21 protein-coding genes are annotated in these 18,174 nt (G+C 67.7%); 2 read left to right on the plus strand and 19 right to left on the minus strand.

What is annotated here, in order from left to right; genetic code table 11:
- Positions 1-15: 15 nt before the first annotated feature.
- Genes HNP46_RS24605 through HNP46_RS24670 form a run of 14 tightly spaced genes read right to left on the minus strand, consistent with a single transcriptional unit; the run spans position 16 to position 13,146 of the window.
- Complete coding sequence (locus tag HNP46_RS24605) at positions 16-1,254, minus strand: NAD(P)/FAD-dependent oxidoreductase (RefSeq protein ID WP_184594221.1); 1,239 nt, start codon at positions 1,252-1,254, stop codon at positions 16-18.
- Positions 1,241-2,410, minus strand: a complete 1,170-nt coding sequence (locus HNP46_RS24610) for a sodium:proton antiporter (RefSeq protein ID WP_184594223.1) — start codon at positions 2,408-2,410, stop codon at positions 1,241-1,243. The genes HNP46_RS24605 and HNP46_RS24610 overlap by 14 nt, the downstream gene beginning before the upstream one ends.
- Positions 2,404-4,752 (minus strand): MMPL family transporter, encoded by a 2,349-nt coding sequence (locus HNP46_RS24615; RefSeq protein ID WP_184594225.1) that lies wholly within the window; start codon positions 4,750-4,752, stop codon positions 2,404-2,406. The genes HNP46_RS24610 and HNP46_RS24615 overlap by 7 nt, the downstream gene beginning before the upstream one ends.
- Entirely contained in the window at positions 4,724-5,317 is a 594-nt protein-coding gene (locus HNP46_RS24620) for an outer membrane lipoprotein carrier protein LolA (protein ID WP_184594227.1), read from the minus strand. Before HNP46_RS24620 ends, HNP46_RS24615 begins: the two co-directional genes overlap by 29 nt.
- Entirely contained in the window at positions 5,311-5,748 is a 438-nt protein-coding gene (locus HNP46_RS24625) for an acyl-CoA thioesterase (RefSeq protein WP_184594230.1), read from the minus strand. Before HNP46_RS24625 ends, HNP46_RS24620 begins: the two co-directional genes overlap by 7 nt.
- The gene (locus HNP46_RS24630) at positions 5,741-7,282 is read right to left on the minus strand and encodes an HAL/PAL/TAL family ammonia-lyase (RefSeq protein ID WP_184594232.1); all 1,542 of its coding nucleotides are present in this window, start codon (positions 7,280-7,282) and stop codon (positions 5,741-5,743) included. The genes HNP46_RS24625 and HNP46_RS24630 overlap by 8 nt, the downstream gene beginning before the upstream one ends.
- Positions 7,266-8,144, minus strand: coding sequence for a glycosyl transferase (locus tag HNP46_RS24635; protein ID WP_260403257.1), 879 nt, complete (start codon positions 8,142-8,144; stop codon positions 7,266-7,268). Before HNP46_RS24635 ends, HNP46_RS24630 begins: the two co-directional genes overlap by 17 nt.
- Before the next feature lie 47 nt (positions 8,145-8,191).
- Positions 8,192-8,935 carry a glycosyltransferase family 2 protein gene (locus HNP46_RS24640; RefSeq protein WP_184594236.1) on the minus strand — a complete coding sequence of 248 codons (744 nt, stop codon included), beginning with the start codon at positions 8,933-8,935 and terminating at the stop codon, positions 8,192-8,194.
- Positions 8,932-10,608: an AMP-binding protein gene (locus HNP46_RS24645; RefSeq protein ID WP_184594238.1), complete on the minus strand. Its 1,677-nt coding sequence runs from the start codon at positions 10,606-10,608 to the stop codon at positions 8,932-8,934. Before HNP46_RS24645 ends, HNP46_RS24640 begins: the two co-directional genes overlap by 4 nt.
- Complete coding sequence (locus HNP46_RS24650; RefSeq protein ID WP_184594240.1) at positions 10,605-11,150, minus strand: hypothetical protein; 546 nt, start codon at positions 11,148-11,150, stop codon at positions 10,605-10,607. The genes HNP46_RS24645 and HNP46_RS24650 overlap by 4 nt, the downstream gene beginning before the upstream one ends.
- Entirely contained in the window at positions 11,147-11,395 is a 249-nt protein-coding gene (locus HNP46_RS24655) for an acyl carrier protein (protein WP_184594242.1), read from the minus strand. The genes HNP46_RS24650 and HNP46_RS24655 overlap by 4 nt, the downstream gene beginning before the upstream one ends.
- A gap of 11 nt (positions 11,396-11,406) precedes the next feature.
- Entirely contained in the window at positions 11,407-11,667 is a 261-nt protein-coding gene (locus HNP46_RS24660; RefSeq protein ID WP_184594244.1) for a phosphopantetheine-binding protein, read from the minus strand.
- Complete coding sequence (locus tag HNP46_RS24665) at positions 11,642-12,454, minus strand: lysophospholipid acyltransferase family protein (protein ID WP_184594246.1); 813 nt, start codon at positions 12,452-12,454, stop codon at positions 11,642-11,644. The genes HNP46_RS24660 and HNP46_RS24665 overlap by 26 nt, the downstream gene beginning before the upstream one ends.
- Complete coding sequence (locus HNP46_RS24670; protein WP_184594249.1) at positions 12,430-13,146, minus strand: beta-ketoacyl synthase chain length factor; 717 nt, start codon at positions 13,144-13,146, stop codon at positions 12,430-12,432. Before HNP46_RS24670 ends, HNP46_RS24665 begins: the two co-directional genes overlap by 25 nt.
- Before the next feature lie 317 nt (positions 13,147-13,463).
- Here HNP46_RS24670 and HNP46_RS24675 point away from each other — a divergent pair, with 317 nt between their 5' ends.
- Complete coding sequence (locus HNP46_RS24675) at positions 13,464-14,231, plus strand: ParA family protein (RefSeq protein ID WP_138213958.1); 768 nt, start codon at positions 13,464-13,466, stop codon at positions 14,229-14,231.
- 4 nt (positions 14,232-14,235) lie between these two features.
- Here the strand turns inward: HNP46_RS24675 and HNP46_RS24680 are convergent, their stop codons facing one another.
- From HNP46_RS24680 to HNP46_RS24695, 4 genes are all read right to left on the minus strand, one after another.
- A complete protein-coding gene (locus tag HNP46_RS24680; RefSeq protein ID WP_184594251.1) occupies positions 14,236-15,045 on the minus strand; it encodes a universal stress protein in 810 nt (269 codons plus the stop codon).
- 76 nt (positions 15,046-15,121) lie between these two features.
- On the minus strand, positions 15,122-15,565 hold the full coding sequence (locus HNP46_RS24685) for a YiiD C-terminal domain-containing protein (protein WP_184594253.1): 444 nt from the start codon (positions 15,563-15,565) through the stop codon (positions 15,122-15,124).
- Between the two features lie 110 nt (positions 15,566-15,675).
- Positions 15,676-16,389: a PspA/IM30 family protein gene (locus HNP46_RS24690; RefSeq protein ID WP_184594255.1), complete on the minus strand. Its 714-nt coding sequence runs from the start codon at positions 16,387-16,389 to the stop codon at positions 15,676-15,678.
- A 30-nt stretch (positions 16,390-16,419) separates the two neighbouring features.
- Positions 16,420-16,689, minus strand: coding sequence for a YiaA/YiaB family inner membrane protein (locus HNP46_RS24695; RefSeq protein ID WP_184594257.1), 270 nt, complete (start codon positions 16,687-16,689; stop codon positions 16,420-16,422).
- A 154-nt stretch (positions 16,690-16,843) separates the two neighbouring features.
- Here HNP46_RS24695 and HNP46_RS24700 point away from each other — a divergent pair, with 154 nt between their 5' ends.
- Positions 16,844-17,593 (plus strand): helix-turn-helix domain-containing protein, encoded by a 750-nt coding sequence (locus HNP46_RS24700; protein ID WP_184594259.1) that lies wholly within the window; start codon positions 16,844-16,846, stop codon positions 17,591-17,593.
- Between the two features lie 29 nt (positions 17,594-17,622).
- Here the strand turns inward: HNP46_RS24700 and trxC are convergent, their stop codons facing one another.
- Entirely contained in the window at positions 17,623-18,057 is a 435-nt protein-coding gene (trxC, locus tag HNP46_RS24705; protein WP_184594261.1) for a thioredoxin TrxC, read from the minus strand.
- Between the last annotated feature and the right edge of the window lie 117 nt (positions 18,058-18,174).

Raw genomic sequence — 18,174 nt, forward strand, 5'->3', positions numbered from 1 at the left:
CAGTCCTTGTCCTTTTCAGCTGGCGCAGATTTCGGAGAGCACCCGCAGACGACGCTGCGGTTCGGCGACGAAGGGATTCTTCAGGTCCCAGGCGTAGCCGGCGAGGATCGAGCAGATCATCCGGCGGATCTCCGGGTCGGCCTTCTCGTAGAAGATCACGTCCTGGAAGCTGCCGTCGTACCAGCCCTCGACGTAGGCGCGGAAGGTGTCCACGCCGCGTTTGAGCGGCTGGGCGAAGTCGGCCTGCCAGTCCACCGTCTCGCCCTTGAGCTGACGGTCGAGCAGGCCCGCCGCCATGCTGGAGGAGCGCATGGCGATGGTGACGCCGGAGGAGAACACCGGGTCGAGGAACTCCGCCGCGTTGCCCAGCAGGGCGAAGCCCGGCCCGGCCAGGCGCTTGACGTTGGCCGAGTAGCCGCCGAGGGTGCGCGCCGGGGTGTCCCACACGGCGTTGCGCAGCAGCGGGCGCAGGTTCGGCGCGGCGTCGAAGAAGCCTTTCAGGCAGGCATCGAGGTCATCCAGCCTGCCTTCGAAATGATGGTCCTCGGCGACCACGCCGACGGAGGTGCGGCCGTCGCTGAAGGGGATGGTCCAGTACCAGATGCCGCGCTCCTGCGGGTGGATGCTGATGAGGATCTTCTCGCGGTCGAAGTGCGGCGCGTCGATGCGGTCTTCCACATGGGTGAACACCGCGCGGCGCACCGGGAAGCCGGACGGCGCCTCCAGGTCGAGCAGGCGCGGCAGCACGCGGCCGTACCCGCTGGCGTCGAGGGCGAAGGCGCATTCCACCTCGTACTCGCTGCCGTCCAGGCGGCGTACGCGCAGGCGTGGGCAGGCGCCGGCGAAGTCGGCGGCGATGATCTCTTCCTCGTAGCGGATTTCCACGCCCTGCCGTTCGGCCTGGTCGGCCAGCAACTGATCGAAGCGTGCACGCTGGACCTGGAAGGTCGAGCCCTTGCCCTCGGTGAATTTGTCGCGGAAGTCGAAATCGGTGTAGCGCTCGCCCCAGCCGAAGGCCGCGCCGTGCTTGGTCTGGAAACCGGCAGCGAGCACCGCGTCGAGCATCCCGGCTTCCTCGACGAAGTCCAGGCAGTGCGACAGCAGGCTCTCGCCGATGGAGAAGCGCGGGAAGCGCTGGCGCTCCAGCACCAGCACGTCGTGACCCTTGCGCTTGAGCAGGGCGGCGGCGATGGCGCCGGAAGGCCCCGCGCCGATGACGACGACGGTGCGTTGTTGCAGATCAGGGGCGGGCATCAGAAGGGCTCCTTGCCGGGGCAATATCCTGGGAAGCGGTGCTGCTGCGTGGGCGACGCACACCGCAGAGGGCGGGCAGCAGGGTGGCGAACAGACTCATCAGCAGCAGGCTGAAATACAGCAGCGAGTCGATGTGGCCCTGCTGGAACAGCAGGTTGAGGAAGACGATCTCGGTCAGCCCGCGAATGTTCAGCAGCAGGCTTTCCTTCCACAGTTGCCCTCCCGTGGCGCCTGGCAGCGCCCAGCGCAGGCCGAGCCAGCTGCCGGCCAGCTTGCTCAGCACCGGCAGCACCAGCAGCGCGCCGAGGTAGAGCCAGGAGTAGCCGGAGAGGGCGTGGTGGAAGTCGATCTGCAGGATGCCAAAGGCCAGCACCAGCGGCACCAGCAGGCTGTTCTGCAAGGCCTGCGCCGCGCCCGGCGGTATCGGCAGGCGGAACGGCTGGCGCACCGCGGCCTGGGCCATCAGCCAGGTGATGGCGAACACCAGGGTGTTCAGGTGCCAGTGCTGGAAGGCGATCATCAGGCCGAAGAACGGCAGGCTGTAGGCCAGGTGCTGGCGTACGCCGATCAGCCGCAGCAACAGCGGAGTCACGCCAGCCAGCAGCGGCCAGATCAGTTTCGACGGATCGCTGCTGCCCTGGGCCAGGCCGAACAGGCTCCAGCACCACAGGTCCATCAGCACTGCCGCGTGCATCAGCCGGCGGGTGGCGTCCTCGGGGTAGTCGATGTTGCGCAGGAACAGGTAGAGCACCGGGATCGCGGTGATGGCGAACAGCAGGCCGATGCCCAGCACGCTCATGCCCTCGCGCACGCCCAGCAGCCACCAGGCGCTGGCCATGCCGCAGGCCAGCGGCACGGCGAAGCTGGGCAGGGCGATCTTCAGGCTCTGGCGGCTGACGTCCAGATCGATCACGTCGCTGAGGATATGCCCCAGCAGCAGGGCGAAGCCGATGTCGTAGAGCGGCTTGAGCCAGGGCGCGCTGACCAGTGTGCGCACCTCGAAACCCTGGCCTTGCAGCACCACGAACAGCAGCGGCAGCAACAGCCCGGCCACCAGCAACTGGCTGACGATGGGCAGCAGGCGCAGGCGCCTGCCGCCGATCACGGCGAGGGCGAACAGTGGCGGCATGGCCAGCCAGAACAGGATCGTCAGCATGCCGGCGTGCCTTCTCTCGGGGTTTCGCCTGCCCAGGGGCAGAACAGGAAACAGAACCCCAGGCCCAGGCCCACGGCCAGACCGAAGTTGCTGATCACCGGCGTGCTGGACAGCGCCAGCAGGCCGAACGACAGCCAGGTGGTGATGGCCGCCAGCAGTACGCCGACCAGACTCACCGCCGCGCCGCCGACGCGCTCGCGCATGAGGATGGTGTAATCCACGCCGATGGCGGTCACCAGCAGCAGGCCGAACAGGCTGAACAGGGTCAGTGGCTGGCCCAGCCAGCCCAGGCTGGCGAGGCTGCACAGCGCCGCCAGCAAGGGCAGCAGGACGATGCGCAGGGCGCCGCGCGGGCCGAAGGGCTTGAGCAGCAGGGCGAAGATCAGTACGCAGGAGAGCAGTTTCAATTCGGTGGCGCTGACCTGGGTGGCGGCGAACAGACGGTTCAGCTCGCCCAGGCGATCCACCAGTTGCACGCCTTCCAGGCCCTTGGCCTGCTCGGCCAGCACACTGGCGTCGGACAGCCCCTGCAAGCTCACCAGCCCGGCCACGCCGCCGTCCACCGTGCCCAGCCACAGCGGCCGCCACGGCTCGCCCAATGGGCCTTGCAGGGCCTGGTCGAGGGACTGCGGCGGGAGTTTCTCCAACTGCTCCAACTCGGCTTGCAGCGCCGCCTGCGGGATGCCCAGGTCGAGCAGCGCCTGCCAGTGTTGCGGCAGCTGGCGCAGGGCTTCGCGGGCCTGCTGTTGCTGCTGTGCGCTGGCGAGCAGTTGGTTGAGTGCGAGGTAGCCCTTGAGCTGGTCGGTTTGCACCAGCTTGTCCAGCCGCGCGGCCAGTTCGGCCTGGCGTTGCAGCAGCTGGGTTTCATCGGCGGCGCGGATCAGGAAGAACTGGCTGGTGGGCTGGTAGCCGGTGATGCGCGCCACGGCCTGGGCCTCGGTCAGCAACTGCGGTTTTCCGCCCAGCCACTGGCGCAGGTCGTTCTTGATCTGCAATTGCCACAGCCCGCCCGCACAGAACAGCGCGACCACGACCAGCAGCGGCCAACTGCCGGTGCGGCGGAGCAGGGACTGGCGCAGGCCCATCAGCCGCGTGCCCAACGACAGCAGCAACGGTTGCGGTGCGATGGCATCGCCGCGCAGCAGGATCGGCAGCAGGCCGATCACGCACAGGTACGCGGCGAGCAGGCCGGCCACCGAGAAGGTCGCCACCTGGGTCAGCGCCGGGAACGGTGTGCAGGCCAGGGCGAGGTAGCCGATCAGGTTGGTGGCGAGGCTGAGGAACAGCCCGCGCTGGCTGAGCTTCAGCGCGTGCCACGGCTGCCAGTGAGTGGCAGTCCAGGCTTTGGACAGGTAATGCAGCGGGTAGTCCGAGGCCACGCCGATCAGACTGGCGCCGAGCACCAGGGTCAGCAGGTTGATCTTGCCGAACAGGGCGATGCACGCGGTGGCGCCGGCCAGCACGCCGACCAGCACCGGCAGGAAGGCCAGCAGCGCGCGCGCACGACGGAAGGCGAGCAGCAGCAGGAGCAGCGTGCCCAATGCAGCACCGCCGCCGACCCAGGTCATCTCGCGGCTGGCCTGGCGCTGGCCGTCGGCCGCGTAGAGCAGGCCGCTGGCGGCAACCATCTGCCCGCCGTCGGCGCTCAACTGCTGGCGCGCCTCGGCGATCTGCGCGGCCACCGCGCGGGGCAGGTTCATGTCGAAGGCATCGGCGCGAGTGCGGGCGCGCAGCAGCACCCAGTTGCGCCCGTCGGCTTCGGCCACCAGTGCGCCGCTGCCGATGTCCAGCTGCACTTTCGACGGCAGCGGCTGGTGCTGCTGGATGCGCAGGGCGAGGCCGAACCAGTCCTGGTCGTTGGGCAGCAGGCCGAAGCCGGCGAAGGGATCGAAGAGTTGCTCCACGCGCCGCTGGACGAAGGCGTCAGGATCGCCAATCAGCTCCTGGCGATCGCTGGCGCCGAGCAGAGCAAGGCGGCCGCTGCGCAGCTGTTCGCGCAGCGCCGGCAGGTCCGCCTGCACGCCCCACTGGACCTTGTCGTAGAGGTCGCTGGCCTGCCAGCGCTCGGCCAGTTCGCGGGCGCGGGCGATGGCGGTATCGCGCTCGGGGTAGCCGACCAGCACGATCAGCTCGCGGTTGAGCGGCTCCTGCATGCGCTGTTCGGCCTGCTTCTGCAGCACGTCACGGCTGCCGCCGGGCACCAGTTCCAGCAGGTCGGTGCTCAGTGGCGCGGCGCCGCGCCATTGCCAGGCGGCGAGGGCGAGCAGCGCCAGCAGCCCGGCGAGTACCAGGCGTGGCAGCCACTGCGGCCGCTCAGCGGGCAAAGTCGGCGCGCTCCGCATCGGTCAGGTTGTCGCCGGGCTGGCTGTCGGTCATGCGCAACACGGTGCGGTCGCCCTGGGCTTCGTGCAGTTCGATGCGCTGCACCAGTTCGCTACCGGCAATCTCGATGCTGTCGAAGATCTGCTTGAGCAGTACGGCGCGTGGGGTGAGGGTGAGTTTCCAGTCATTCGCTTCGCCACTGAGGGCGAGGTCGAAGTCACGCTGCAGGCCGCTGCTGTCGCCTTCCAGCACGGCGAGGAACAGGCGGTTCTGCTGCGCGCTGGCGCTGCGCTGCGGCAGTTGCTGCCAGCCGTTGGCGTCGCGCCGGGCGATGCCTTGATCGTCGATGCGGTAGTCCTGCTTGAGCGGCGTCTGCAACAGCCAGAGCAGGCCGTGCTGCTTGGCGAGGACAAAGTGGCCCTTGCTCACCAGCGGTTGCGGCAGCGAACGCAGGTGCTTCTCCTGGACGAACTCGCCACGCACTACCGCCGGCTTGCCGAGCTGCGCGGCCAGTTGCGGCAGATCGAAGGCGTGGGCCAGCGGAGCGAGCAGCAAGCCGCAGACCAGCAGGGCGCGCTTCAGCATGACTCGGCCTCCAGCGCACGCTGCACGGCGGCGATGAACACCGGCGGGGAGACCATCTGCATCTCGCGGCTGGCGATTTCCACCGCCACCTGGCTGCTGCTGGCGCGGGTCAGGCGCTCGCCGGTCTCGGCGTCGCTGATCAGGTAGTTGATCTTCAGGCGGTGCTCCCACTCCACCAGGTTGGCGCGTACGCTGATGCGCTGGCCGAAGCGGGCGCCGCGCACGTAGCGCAGCTGCAGGTCGATCACCGGCCAGGCGTAGCCGGCCTCGCGCATCTGCGCGTAGTTGTGGTCGAGCTTGTCGAGCAGGGCGCAGCGCGCGACTTCCAGGTATTTGACGTAGTGGCCGTGCCAGACCACTTCCATCATGTCGACATCGAAGAACGGCACGAGGATTTCCACCTCGGCCTGCAGCACCCCGGCCTTACGCATAGAGCCCCCAGTGGCGCGCGCGGATGCGCTGCAGGCACAGGCGCAGTTCGCCTTCCAGGGCGCGGTCCTCGATCAGCGGCGGGAAGTCTTTCGCCAGTCGCTCGTGCATGCCGCCCAGTGGCGCCGGCAGCGGCCACGCACCAGCTTCGCCGCAACGCAGCCAGACGCCCTGTTGTGCGGCCAGCAAAGTGGCGGCGGCGACCTGCTCGGTCAGCTCCAGGCTGCGCAGGGCATCGCGTGCGGCGATGGTGCCCATGCTCACCTTGTCCTGGTTATGGCACTCGGTGGAGCGCGAGAACACGCTGGCCGGCATCGTGTTTTTCAGCGCCTCGGCGGTCCAGGCGCTGGCGCCGATCTGCACGGCCTTGAAGCCGTGGTTGATCATCGCGCGGTCCGCCGGCGCCCCCGAGAGGTTGCTCGGCAGGCCGTGGTTGTAGCGGGTGTCCACCAGCAGCGCGAGCTGCCGGTCGAGCAGGTCGGCGACGTTGCCCACCAGGTTCTTCAGGCTGTCCATGGCGAAGGCGATGTGCCCGCCGTAGAAGTGCCCGCCATGCAGGACGCGCTCATCTTCGGCGTCGATGATCGGGTTGTCGTTGGCGCTGTTCAGCTCGATCTCGATGAACTGCCGCAGCAGGCCCAGGCTGTCGGCCAGCACGCCCAGCACGTGGGGTGCGCAGCGCAGTGAGTAGCGATCCTGCAGGCGGTGCAGCGGTGGCGTCGGTGCGTCGATGGCCAGGTCCTGGCGAATCCACGCGGCAACCTGCATCTGCCCCGGATGCGGCTTGGCGGCGAACAGGCGCTCGTCGAAGTGCTCCGGGTTGCCCTGCAGGGCGATCACGTTCAGCGCGGTAATGCGCGTGGCCAGCTTGAGCAGGTAGTCGGCGCGCACGTAGGCCAGGCAGGCGAGGCCGGTCATCACCGCCGTGCCATTCATCAGCGCCAGCGCTTCCTTGGGCCGCAGCACCAGCGGCTGCCAGCCCAGTTCAGCGTGGACCTCGGCGGCGCTGCGCCTTTCTCCGCGCCAGAGCACTTCGCGTTCACCGGCCAGGGTTGCGGCGACATAGGACAGCGGCGTGAGGTCGCCGCTGGCGCCCACCGAACCCTCTTCCGGGATCAGCGGCAGGATGTCGTGTTCGAGGAAGGCGTGCAGGCGCTCCAGCAGTTCAAGGCGCACGCCGGAAACCCCGTGGCTCAGCGAACGCAGGCGCGCGGCGAGCACGGCGCGGGTGGCCTGCGGATCGAGCAGCTTGCCCAGGCCGCAACCGTGGAAGGTGAACAGGTGCTGCGGCAGCGCCTCGACGTGCTCCAGCGGCACGGCCACCACGCAGGAATCACCGTAGCCGGTGGTGACGCCGTAGATCACGCCTTCCTTGTCCAGCAGGGTGTCGAGGAACTGCGCGCCGCGGGCGATCCGCGCGCGGAACTCGGTGTCGTCGTCCAGGCGGCTTTCCACCCGGCGCTCGGCGAGGGCGACGATCTGCTCGATGCTCAGGTGGCCTTGGCCGAAAACCGGCACTTCAGGGGTTGTCGTCATGGGCTTTCCAGAACGGGTAGAAGTTGAACCACTGCTGCGGCGCGCGCAGGCAGTAGTGTTCCAGGCGTTGGGCATAGCGCTGGGTCCAGTGTTTCAGGACCTCGGCGCGGTCGCTGCGGCGCCACTGGATGCGCTCGGCGAAGGGCTCCAGGTAGACGCGGTAGCGGCCTGCTTCCTTGAGGCAGAACATCAGGTTGGCCGGGCATTGCAGCAGCCCGGCCAGTAGCCAGGGGCCTTGCGGGAAGGCGGCCGGGGCGCCGAGGAAATCCACCTCGACGTTGCGCCCGCCGTGCAGCGGAATGCGGTCGCCGGCGATCGCCAGCCACTCGCCGGCGTCCAGGCGCTGGGACAGCTGCAGCATGATCGCCGGGTCCAGTTCGCTCACCTGAATCAACCGCAGGTGGCTGGCGCCGGACTCACCCAGCAGCCGGTTGAACTGCTCGGCGTGGCGGGTGTGCACCAGCACGTTCATGCGTACCTTTTCGCCCAGCTCGGCCAGCGCACGGCAGACTTCGAGGTTGCCCAGGTGCGCGCCCACCAGCAGTTGCCCACGGCCGCTGCGCAGCTGGGCGCGCAGGTTGTGCGGGTCATCCAGTTCGATGCTGGCCAGGTCCAGGCGGCCGGCCCAGACGTCGAGCTTGTCGAGGATGGCGTCGGCGAAGGCCATGAACTGAGCGAACACGCGGCCGGTGCTCGGGCGCAGCGAAGTGTCACCGCTGTGCTGCGCCAGGCGCTGCTGGTACTCGCGGATGGCGCCGCGGGCACGGCTGCCGAAGAGGAAGAAGTACAGCACGATCAGATGCAGCAGCGGCGACAGCAGGCGCCGGCCCAGGGTGCGCGCCGCCCAGGCGGTGAAGCGCATCAGCAGCAGGCTGCCGCGCTCGCGCTGCTGCGCCCAGTGCTGCGCGCTCACGCAGGGCTCCGCAGGCGGCGCCAGAGAATGGCCGGCGAGCGCCAGAGCATGCCGAAGAACAACCGCGCGTGCATGGAGGAGATCAGCGCGTTGTCGTGGAACAGGCGGAAGTGCGAGAGGCCGTCCAGCGGGTAATGCACCTTGGTCGGCAGCCACTGCATCGGCTGGTTGCGCCAGGCCAGGCGCACGAGGATTTCCGGATCGAAATCCATGCGCTTGCCCAGCTTCGCGCTGTCGATCAGCTGCAGCGTGGGCTTCAGCGGATAGACGCGGAAGCCGCACATGCCATCGCGGATCGACAGCGACAGGCTGTTGATCCACACCCAGACGTGGGTCAGGTAGCGCGCGTATAGGCGGCCCTTGGGCACGCTAGCGTCGTACTGCGGATAGCCGCAGATCAGCGCACCGGGATGTTCGCTCGACGTGACGAGGAAGCGTTGCACGTCGCCCAGGTCGTGCTGGCCGTCGGCGTCCACCTGCAGCGCGTGAGTGAAGCCCAGGCGCGCGGCTTCGCGCAGGCCGGCCATCACCGCGCCGCCCTTGCCCTGGTTCACCGCCAGGCGCACCAGGTACGTTTCGCGGCCTGCGGCGAGCTGGTCCATCACCACCGCGCACTCGCGGCTGGAGGCGTCGTCCACCAGCACGCAGGGCAGCCCGGCGGCGAGCAGTTCGGCGACCACCTGGGGCAGCGCGTGCTCGTGGTTGTACACCGGGATCACGGCGCAGGGCTTGGTGTTCATTCGGTCGCCCCCAGCAGGATGCGCCCGGAGGAACAGGCGGCCTCACCACGGGTGAAGGCGAAGTACAGCTTGCCGCGCGCGGCGTCCCAGCGCAGCGAGAGCTGGCAGAGATCGCCCGGCCGCAGCAGTTGCTGGAACTTCAGCACTTCCATGCCGCCGAAGCGCGGCGGCAGGTCGAATACCTGGCGAGCCAGTTGCTGCGCCCACTGCACCTGCACCACGCCGGGCAGCACGGGCGCCTTGGGGAAGTGGCCGGGGAAGAAGGCGAGGTCCAGGGGGATTTCCAGCTGGAAGCGCTGTTCGCCGTCCGCCTCGCTATGCGCCAGGACTTCCGGGTCGCGGCTGCGCGGTGCGTGCAGCAGGTCGTCCACCAGGCCTTGCGGCAGCTTGCCCTGGGCGTTGCCCGGCAGGCGGCGCAGCAGGCGCCAGCGGCGCGGCAGGGCGAGGGCTTCGCAGTGGTCGGCGAGGTGTTCGCGCAGGCGTTGGGTCAGCGCGCGGCGGCCGCCGTTGCGCAGTTCATGCAGGCCGACGTCGTTGAGAGCGACCAGTGCGCCGAGGCTGGCGCGGTTCTCCTGCACCACGCCCAGGCGCGCTTCGCTGACGAAGGGATGTTTCGCCAGCGCGGCCTCCAGTTGCGGCAGGGAGATGCGTTTCTCTTCCAGCTTGACGATGCGGTCCAGTCGGCCGAGCAGCTCGAAGCGGCCGTCGGCGCACAGGCGCGCGGCGTCGGCGGTCTGCTCGGTTGCGCCGGGCGGCAGGTAGGTCGATTCGATGCGCAGCGCGCCGTGCTCATCCTGGCTCAGGGTCACGCCGTCGAACGGTTGCCACAGCTGGCCGCCCTGGCGCCAGGCGATGCCGCCGGTCTCGGAGCTGCCGTAGATTTCCGTCGGCGCCTGGCCGAGGCGTTCGTGCAACAGCTCGCCAGCTTCGGCCGGCAGCGGGCCGCCGGAGGAGAACACCCGTACCACCGGGCGCAGTGCCGGCCAGTCGAGGTTGTCGCCCATGCGCTTGAGCAGCGCCGGGCTGCCGACCCAGGCGAAGCGCGGCTGGTCGAGGCTCAGGCGTTGCAGGTCTTCGGGGAAGGCGATCTGCCGACGGAGAAAGGCGCGGCCGGCGGACAGAGGCCAGAGCACGCGGAACAGCAGGCCGTAGATGTGTTGCGCGGCGACGCTGCCGAGGATGCGCGCCTCGCCCAGCTCGGCGCCCCACAGCGCCTGGAGCACCTGCACTTCGTTGTCCAGCTGGCGCAGCGACTTGCCGATCAGCTTGGGCTCGCCGGTGGAGCCGGAGGTGCTGAGCACCAGGCGGCAGGCGTCGAGATCGAGCTCTTGCGGTGCCAGTGCGGGACCATCCAGCTCGGCCAGAGTCAGGTCGCCGGGTTGGTCGCCGATCCAGGTGTCGATCTGCGCCGCCAGCCGTTCGCGGCTGTGGGCGAGGTTGTCGGCCGGCAGCACCGCTTCGGCGCCTGCCAGCCACGTCGCGTAGAGGGCGATGGCCAGTTCGGCGGCGTCTTCCAGGTGGATCGCCACGCGTTGGGCGTTGCGTTGGCGCAGGGCACCGGCAGTGGCGCAGATGCGCTGCACGAACTCATTGGCGAGCAGCGCCGGCTCCATCGCCAACGGGCGCTCGGCAGGCAGTTCCAGCAGCAGCCGGGCGAGGGAAATCGGTTTCATCCTTGACCTCTGACCCGTTGCCGCACCAGCCACTCGACGGCGAACAGCACGCCCATCAGCAGGTAGGAAATCAGGCCGTTGTACAGCGTCCACCAGGCCAGCGGCGCCCACAGCGTAAGGGCCGCGGCGATCAGGCCGTTGCCCAGGAAGAACAGCACCCAGGCCTGGGTCACCCGGCGCGTGTAGCGCACCGCGTGGGGCGGCAGCTCCGGCTCGCGCAGGCGCGCCAGGCGCTCCACCAGCGGCGGGCCGAACTTCAGGCTCAAGGCGAACAGGCAGAGCAGGCCGGCGCTGATCAGCACGGGATACCAGCGCAGCAGGTGCGGCTCGTTGACCAGCCACAGGACCAGGCAGAACAGCACGGCGGCCAGGGCCATCCAGCGCTGGCCGGGGCGCTGCCCGCTACCCAGGCTGCGGGCGAACCACAGGCCGCCCAGCAGCAGGGCGAAGAACTTCGGCGACAGGTGATCGATGCCGAAATAGATCGCGAACGGGTAGAGCAACCCGGCCAGCAGCAGGCCGAGCCCGACCAGACGTGTCATGGGTTGGCCAGGCGATGGACCGCTTCGACCACATCGCCGACGGTGCGCACCGACTTGAATTCCTCGGCGGCGATCTTCTTGCCGGTCTGGCGCTTCAAGTGATCGATCAGGTCGACGGCGTCGATGCTGTCGATCTCCAGGTCCTGGTACAGGTTGGCCTCGAGGCTGATCTGCGCAGGCTCCAGCTCGAACAGCTCGACCAGGGCGTCGCGCAGGGTGTTGAAAATATCCTCACGGGTTTGCATGGTCAGCGGTCTCAGGCGGCTTTCTTGGCGTTCACGAACGCCGCCAGGCTCGCCACATTGGCGAAGTGCTGGCGGGTGTCCTTGGCATCGGCGTCGATCTTGATGCCATAGCGTTTCTGGATGGCCAGGCCCAGTTCCAGGGCGTCGACCGAGTCCAGGCCGAGGCCGTCGCCGAACAGCGCGTCCTCGGCGTCGATGTCATCGGGGCCGATGTCTTCGAGGCCGAGGGCGTCGATGATCAGCTGTTTAATCTCCAGTTGCAGATCGCTCATCTCTTGCGAGCTCCTTGGTGAAATGCTGGTGCAGGAAGGCATTGAGCCGGCGTGAGGCCGCCGGGGCGGGGCCCTGGCTGGCAAAGACCTGGGGGTCCAGGTCGTCGCCCACGCGCAGGCGGAAGTGCACGCGGCGAGCGGGAATGCTGTACCAGGGCTCGGCCTTGGTCAGGGTGGTCGGCGTGACGCTGATGGTCACCGGGGTGATCACGCTGGCGCCGCGCAGGGCGATGGACGCCGCGCCGCGGTGGAACTCGGGGGCCTTGCCCGGCGTGGTGCGGGTGCCTTCGGGGAAGACGATCAGGGTCTGGCCCTGCTGCAGCGCGTCCACGGCTTCATCGAACATGTCCATGCTGCCGTTGTTGCTGATGTACCGCGCCGCCGTCACCGGGCCACGGGTGAAGGGGTTGGCGAACAGGCTCTGCTTGACCACGCAGTTGGCGTCGCGGATCAGGCCGATGAGGAAGACCACGTCGATCAGCGAGGGGTGATTGGCGATCACCATCTGCCCCGGACGGCCCAGGCGCTCGATATTCTCGACCTCATAGGTCAGCACGCCGCTGCGCTGCATGATCTGCACGAACAGCCAGAACAGCCGGCTCACCGTCTGCCGCGCGCGCGCGCGGCGACGCAGGGCATCGCCCGGCAACAGGCTCAGCAGCGGGAACACCAGCACCCGCAGCAGCAAGCCGCCGATACCGAAGAGGGCGAAGCACAGGCCGGTGGCGAACAGGCGCCACAGCCAAGCGTTGGCGCGCTTGCTCAGTGGTTGCGTTGCCAGGTCCATAGACGCTTCTTCCAGGGGTGGTGGATCAGGCTGGTGCGTTCGATCAGCGCGCGCACCAGGTTCAGGGCATTGGGCTGGGGCGGCGGCGCGAGGGCCGAGGTGTTTTCCGCCAGCGCCAGCGACCACTGGCTGCCCGCCGTCAGGCGCAGGGCCACGGCATAGGGGAAGGGCACGTCGTCGACCCAGCTGGAGTAGAGCTCCGGCACCGGCTCCTCGGTCACCACCAGCAGCACCTGCGGCGCACCTTCGGCGAGCAGTGCGGCGGCTTCCAGCAGACCGTGCTCGAAGCCGTCACGTTCGCCGGCGATCGCCGTCATCTCGCTGGTGTCCTGCCGCAGGATCGACCACAGCCCGATCACCGCGTTGTGCACGGAGAGGCTGAACTGGGTGGGTGACAGTGGTTGTTCGACGGCCAGCTCGCGCAGCAGTTCCAGGCTGCGGCCGGTTTCGCCGTGGCGGGAGACGAAGATCAGCGGCATTGGCGGGCGCCCCTCGGCCAAGGGCCAGGAGACGCTGAATACCATGCGTGCCAGCGGGCTCAGGCGGCGGCGCTGCAGGGCGGGGAGAAAGGCGACGTCCGCCTGGGCGGCGGCGTCGGCAAGGCGCTCTTCGCGCACCCAGCTCTGCCAGTCGGCGATCGTGGACAGGCCCGGGGCCCAGGCGCTCCACTGGTCGATATCGAATTGAATCACGCGGCGAGCTCTTGTTGGCCCTCGAGGGCATTCCTGTCGGCTAATGGGTCTTCCTTGATCCACCAAGAGCTTCGTCGACACGTGCCATGGCGCAGGGCCGCCATTATCGCGGTCACGCTGCTGTCAAGCAAACTTTTGCTTACAAAAGGGCTGCTGCTGAAAATCAGACGTTTCTTAATTTAATGCCGACTTTATGACGAGGAGTTGTAGGGCGCAGGTCGACCCGCCGAGCGGTAGGGGCAAATTGCCGTGCTCGCCCTTGTCATGGGCTTTGCATAGAATCCGGGGGTCTTGAATGGTTCCTGGAGGGATGGCTCATGCGGCGCGTGGTGTTCAATCAGAAGGGCGGGGTGGGCAAGTCGAGCATCGCCTGCAACCTGGCGGCAGTCAGCGCGGCGGAGGGCTACCGCACGTTGCTGGTGGACCTGGACGCCCAGGCCAACTCCACCCATTACCTCACCGGCCTGACCGGTGAAGACCTGCCGGTGGGCATCGCCGACTTCTTCAAGCAGACGCTCTCGTCCGGGCCTTTCAGCCGCAAGGGCAAGGTCGATATCTACGAGACGCCCTTCGACAACCTGCATATCGTCACCGCCAGCCCGGAGCTGGCCGACCTGCAGCCCAAGCTCGAGCAGAAGCACAAGATCAACAAGCTGCGCAAACTGCTGGACGAGCTCTCCGAGGACTACGACCGGATTTACCTGGATACCCCTCCGGCGTTGAATTTCTATACGGTTTCCGCGCTGATCGCCGCCGATCGCTGCCTGATCCCCTTCGACTGCGACAGCTTCTCCCGTCAGGCGCTGTATGGCCTGCTGCAGGAGATCGAGGAGCTCAAGGAAGACCACAACGAGGACCTGGAGGTCGAGGGCATCGTGGTCAACCAGTTCCAACCGCGCGCGACCCTGCCGCAGCAACTGCTGGATGAACTGGTGGAGGAGGAGCTGCCGGTACTGCCGGTCTACCTGATGAGCTCGGTGAAGATGCGCGAGTCGCACCAGGCGTGCACCCCGCTGATCTTCCTCGAACCCCGGCACAAGCTGACCCAGCAGTTCGTCGAACTGCACAACCTGCTGGAAGCCTGAGCCGTTACTGGCTGATCAGCACATCGCAGGGCGGCCGGCGCAGGAAATAGCGCGTCGAGCTGCCCAGCATGGCCTGCTCGATGGCGCCGCGGCTGCGGCTGCCGAGCACCAGCAGGTCCGGCGTCCATTCGCGCAACGCCGTCTCCAGCGCCTGCTGGGGCGTGCCCTGCTGCACCGCACAAAGCAATTGCGGCCCGTTGGCCGGCACCTGGGTGCGCTCATCCTGCAGCGCCTGGCGCAGCAGTTCGCGCTGGGTCTCCAGATGGCTGTCGGCACGGTCGGCCTTCCTGCCCGGCTGGTAGGCGTTGAGCGCCAGCAGCTCGGCGTTGGCTGCAAGCAGCCGGTAGCCGGCGCGCCAGGCCTGGCAGGAGCAGTGCGACAGGTCGAGCCCGACCAGGGCCTTGGCATAGGGCGCAGCGGATTCCTCCACCGCCAGCAGGATCGGCGCGCGGCAATGCCGGGCAATGCGCTCCAGGGTGGTGCCGTCGAAGCGCTCCAGCAGTTGCTGGTGGTGCGCGCCGATCACCAGCAGGTCGGCGCCCAGCTCCTGCGCCGTCTGGGTGACGGTATTCGCCGCGCGACCCTGACGGATCACCAGTTGGTAATCGGCGATCTCGTTGGCGCAGGCAGCATCGCGCAGGGCCACTTCGGCGGCTTCGCGCACCGTGGCCATCATGCGGTCGGGAAAGTATTCCTCGATGACGTGCAGCAGCGTGACGCTGGCGCCGTGCTGGCGGGCCAGCTGTGCAGCACGGCGTACGGCGATATCCGCCTCGACGCTGAGGTCGTGGGCGACGAGCAGGTTCCTGTACATGGTGGCTTCCCTCTGTGGCGCTTCCACTGTCGCGCCACGTAGGAAATTTCACCTTGATGCAGGGCAATGGCCCGTTTCAGCGGCTGCGCAGCTGATAGACGGAATGGCTTTCCGCGACGACGTTGCCGTCCGCATCCTTCAGCTGCAGGTCGAGGACGAACTCGGCCTTGCCGTGCTGCGTTGCCTCCTCGCCGATGCGCTGGATTTCCGCCTCGCTCAGGTAGGCGTCCACCGTCACGTCGCTGGTGGCCGGACGCAGGAAGCGCAGGCCGGACTCCTTGACGATGGGGTAGAAGCGATGGGCATCGAAGCTGGCCACGGTCAGCACGCCGCCGGGCAGTTCGGCGACGGTGAACAGCGCGCCGGCGTACATGTTGTTGACGTGGTTCTCGTTGCCCTTGAGCGGCATGCGCAGGCGCACGTGGCCCTGCTCCAGCACCTCGGCCTTGAGGCCGGTGCGCTTGACGAAGGCGATGTGCTCTTCGGTGAGCTGACGGATGAATTCGGTGGGATGAGGCATGGGCGCGCTCCGCTTCGCCTGGAAAGGTGTCTGCCCAAGCCTAGCCGCCCCGCGCGGCCTGGCAATGACCGCGCGGATTGACCGAAACGCTCGTTGCCAGGCGCGTGGTCTCAGCGTGTGTCGCCAACCTCATGGCGGCTGGCTTCGCTCGACCTGAGTCGCTGCAATACCGAGTGCGCATCGTGGCTCGCGACGATCCCGGCAGCCTGCAGGCGCTGTTCCAGCGGAGCGTCGCTTTCTTCCTCCAGCAGAGCACGGGCGGCCTGCTCCTGGTCGTCGAACGCCTGCTGGCGCTGGCGGATGCGCCCCAGCGACTCCTGGATCGCCGCCATCCGCCCCTGCAACTGGTGCTGATGGCTGCCGATCTGCGCGCTGGCTTGCTGGGCGCTGGCCGTGGCACGAACCTGGACCAGCTCGCGGCGATGCTCCTGGAGCGTCTGCGCGCTGGCTTTCAGCCGGGCCTTGAGGCGGGCTTCCTGGGCGCCCAGGTGGCCGATCTGGCGGTCCTGCTCGAGGATCCGGGTTTCCAGCCGTGCCACCAGTCCGGCCACTTCCAGGGCCAGCGCTTCTTCGCCCTGGGCCAGTGCCGCCCTGGCCTGTGCTTCACGTTTCTGCAGCTGTTGCTGCTGCGCCGCACGTTCGCGCTCCAGGCCGATGCGCTCGGCGCACAGCAGCGTCAGTTGCTGGCGGGCTGCCAGCAGGGCGCTGTCCGCGTCGTGCAATTCCTGTTCGAGAATGCGCAGGGCATTGGCATCCACCAGCCACTCCACCGACTCGCGGGCCTGGCCGCGCAGCAGGCTGCCCAACTTGTTCCATACGCTCATCACTCATCTCCTGGGCGGTCGCCGTGGGGCCTACTCGGCAAATTCCTTGAGGATCTTCTGCGTCTTGGCTTCGCTGATGCGGTTGATCAGGCGCTCGCCCTCGTGCTGGTCGCGCAGGGTCTTGGTCAGGGTGATGGTCGAGTTCACCAGGAACACTGCGCAGATCGTCATGTAGCCCTTGACCGTCAGGTCGGCCGGCATGAAGACGATGCCCAGCGTGGTGGCGAGGAGGGAAAGGGCGAAGGACACCTTGATGAAAAACAGCCAGTACGCAGAGTTGAGTTGCACGTCGGATTGCATGGCTGACCTCCGGGGTCATGGTCGCTGAGACAGCCGCAGAGTGCTGGCAGGTATCGCTATTCGCAACTGAAACTCCCATTGTTTAGTATTGAGATACAGCGGGTATCGGAATTCGATACTTTCAGCCGATTGTGCCAGTTCGATGGAGCGACCCATGGCCTCTTCCCAGCAACTGATCGTTGCCCTCAAGCAGCAGCTCAAGCAGAGAGGGCAGACCTACCTGCAGATGGCCGCCGCGCTGGGCGTGTCCGAGCCGACGCTCAAGCGCTGGTTCTCCCAGGGCAACATGAGCCTCAAGCAGCTGGATGCGCTGTGCGAGCAGCTGGGCATGCCGCTGTCCGAGCTGGCACAGCTGGCCGAGGAGCAGGAAAAGATCCGCCAGCTGACCGCCGAGCAGGAGTCCCGGCTGGTGGCCGACCTGCGCCTGCTGCTGGTGGCGCTGGCGCTGCTCAATCACTGGCGCTTCGAGCAGATTCTGCAGACCTACACCTTCAGCGCCGTCGAGCTGATACAGCTATTGGCACAGCTGGACCGCATGGGCTTCATCGAACTGCAGCCGAACAACCGCGTGCGGCTCAAGGTCTCAGCGGACTTCGCCTGGCAGGTGGGCGGCCCGATACAGGGTTTCTTCGAGCAGCAGGTGCAGCGGGAATTCTTCCAGTGCTCCTTCGACCGCCCCGGCGAACTGCGCCTGGTGGTCAGCGGCATGCTCAGCCGCGCCAGCAACGCCGCCATGCAGCAGAAGATGCAGCGCCTGCTCCGCGACTTCCGCGGCCTGCATGACAAGGACTCGCAGCTCGCGCTGGAGGACAAGCACGGCACCAGCCTGGTGGTCGCCGTCCGCCCCTGGGAGCTGGCGGCCTTCACCCAGTGGCGCAAGCCGGGGCTGGAAAAGCGCTTCTGAACGCCCGGCCAGGCCGGCTCGTACGGGGCTCAGATGCCTTGACGGGCAAGCCAGTCGAGCAGCTGCGGCAACGGCATCGCGCCACTCTGACGAGCCACTTCCTGGCCGTTGCGCAGCAGGATCAGGCTGGGAATCGAGCGGATCCCCAGGCGTGTGGACAGGTTCGGGTTGGCGTCACTGTCCAGCTTGGCCAACCGCACCTTGCCCGACAGCCGCGCCGCCGCCTGCTCGAACACCGGCGCAAAGCCCTTGCATGGCCCGCACCAGTCGGCCCAGACATCCACCAGCAACGGCAGATCACCCTTGGCCTGGGCGGCGAAGCCGGCTTCATCGAGGTCGAACGGCCGATCCAGCACGATCGGCGACTGACAGCGCCCGCAACTGGGCGAATCGCCCAGCCGCTCGGCGGGGACGCGGTTGAGGCCGTTGCAGTGGGGGCAGGGGATGATCAGGGGATCGGACATGGTGGGGCTCCTCGGGCTATGGGGAGCTAGGTGGTGGCGGGGATAAGGATTATCAAGCGAGGGATTCATATCGTCATGTAGCGTCACACAGCGAGTAGCTCTAAAGTCAGCCCCTCA

Source organism: Pseudomonas nitroreducens (assembly GCF_014204515.1).
Classification (GTDB): Bacteria; Pseudomonadota; Gammaproteobacteria; order Pseudomonadales; family Pseudomonadaceae; genus Pseudomonas; species Pseudomonas nitritireducens_A.

Bases quoted from the DNA above. Each gene is read 5' to 3' on its own strand.
- HNP46_RS24640 (WP_184594236.1), bottom strand. From the start codon at position 8,935: ATGAACACCAAGCCCTGCGCCGTGATCCCGGTGTACAACCACGAGCAC.
- HNP46_RS24610 (WP_184594223.1), bottom strand. From the start codon at position 2,410: ATGCTGACGATCCTGTTCTGGCTGGCCATGCCGCCACTGTTCGCCCTC.
- HNP46_RS24620 (WP_184594227.1), bottom strand. From the start codon at position 5,317: ATGCTGAAGCGCGCCCTGCTGGTCTGCGGCTTGCTGCTCGCTCCGCTG.
- HNP46_RS24675 (WP_138213958.1), top strand. From the start codon at position 13,464: ATGCGGCGCGTGGTGTTCAATCAGAAGGGCGGGGTGGGCAAGTCGAGC.
- HNP46_RS24665 (WP_184594246.1), bottom strand. From the start codon at position 12,454: ATGGACCTGGCAACGCAACCACTGAGCAAGCGCGCCAACGCTTGGCTG.
- HNP46_RS24650 (WP_184594240.1), bottom strand. From the start codon at position 11,150: ATGACACGTCTGGTCGGGCTCGGCCTGCTGCTGGCCGGGTTGCTCTAC.
- HNP46_RS24655 (WP_184594242.1), bottom strand. From the start codon at position 11,395: ATGCAAACCCGTGAGGATATTTTCAACACCCTGCGCGACGCCCTGGTC.
- HNP46_RS24685 (WP_184594253.1), bottom strand. From the start codon at position 15,565: ATGCCTCATCCCACCGAATTCATCCGTCAGCTCACCGAAGAGCACATC.
- trxC (WP_184594261.1), bottom strand. From the start codon at position 18,057: ATGTCCGATCCCCTGATCATCCCCTGCCCCCACTGCAACGGCCTCAAC.
- HNP46_RS24615 (WP_184594225.1), bottom strand. From the start codon at position 4,752: ATGCGGAGCGCGCCGACTTTGCCCGCTGAGCGGCCGCAGTGGCTGCCA.
- HNP46_RS24630 (WP_184594232.1), bottom strand. From the start codon at position 7,282: ATGACGACAACCCCTGAAGTGCCGGTTTTCGGCCAAGGCCACCTGAGC.
- HNP46_RS24680 (WP_184594251.1), bottom strand. From the start codon at position 15,045: ATGTACAGGAACCTGCTCGTCGCCCACGACCTCAGCGTCGAGGCGGAT.
- HNP46_RS24605 (WP_184594221.1), bottom strand. From the start codon at position 1,254: ATGCCCGCCCCTGATCTGCAACAACGCACCGTCGTCGTCATCGGCGCG.
- HNP46_RS24690 (WP_184594255.1), bottom strand. From the start codon at position 16,389: ATGAGCGTATGGAACAAGTTGGGCAGCCTGCTGCGCGGCCAGGCCCGC.
- HNP46_RS24645 (WP_184594238.1), bottom strand. From the start codon at position 10,608: ATGAAACCGATTTCCCTCGCCCGGCTGCTGCTGGAACTGCCTGCCGAG.
- HNP46_RS24625 (WP_184594230.1), bottom strand. From the start codon at position 5,748: ATGCGTAAGGCCGGGGTGCTGCAGGCCGAGGTGGAAATCCTCGTGCCG.
- HNP46_RS24660 (WP_184594244.1), bottom strand. From the start codon at position 11,667: ATGAGCGATCTGCAACTGGAGATTAAACAGCTGATCATCGACGCCCTC.
- HNP46_RS24695 (WP_184594257.1), bottom strand. From the start codon at position 16,689: ATGCAATCCGACGTGCAACTCAACTCTGCGTACTGGCTGTTTTTCATC.
- HNP46_RS24700 (WP_184594259.1), top strand. From the start codon at position 16,844: ATGGCCTCTTCCCAGCAACTGATCGTTGCCCTCAAGCAGCAGCTCAAG.
- HNP46_RS24635 (WP_260403257.1), bottom strand. From the start codon at position 8,144: ATGCGCTTCACCGCCTGGGCGGCGCGCACCCTGGGCCGGCGCCTGCTG.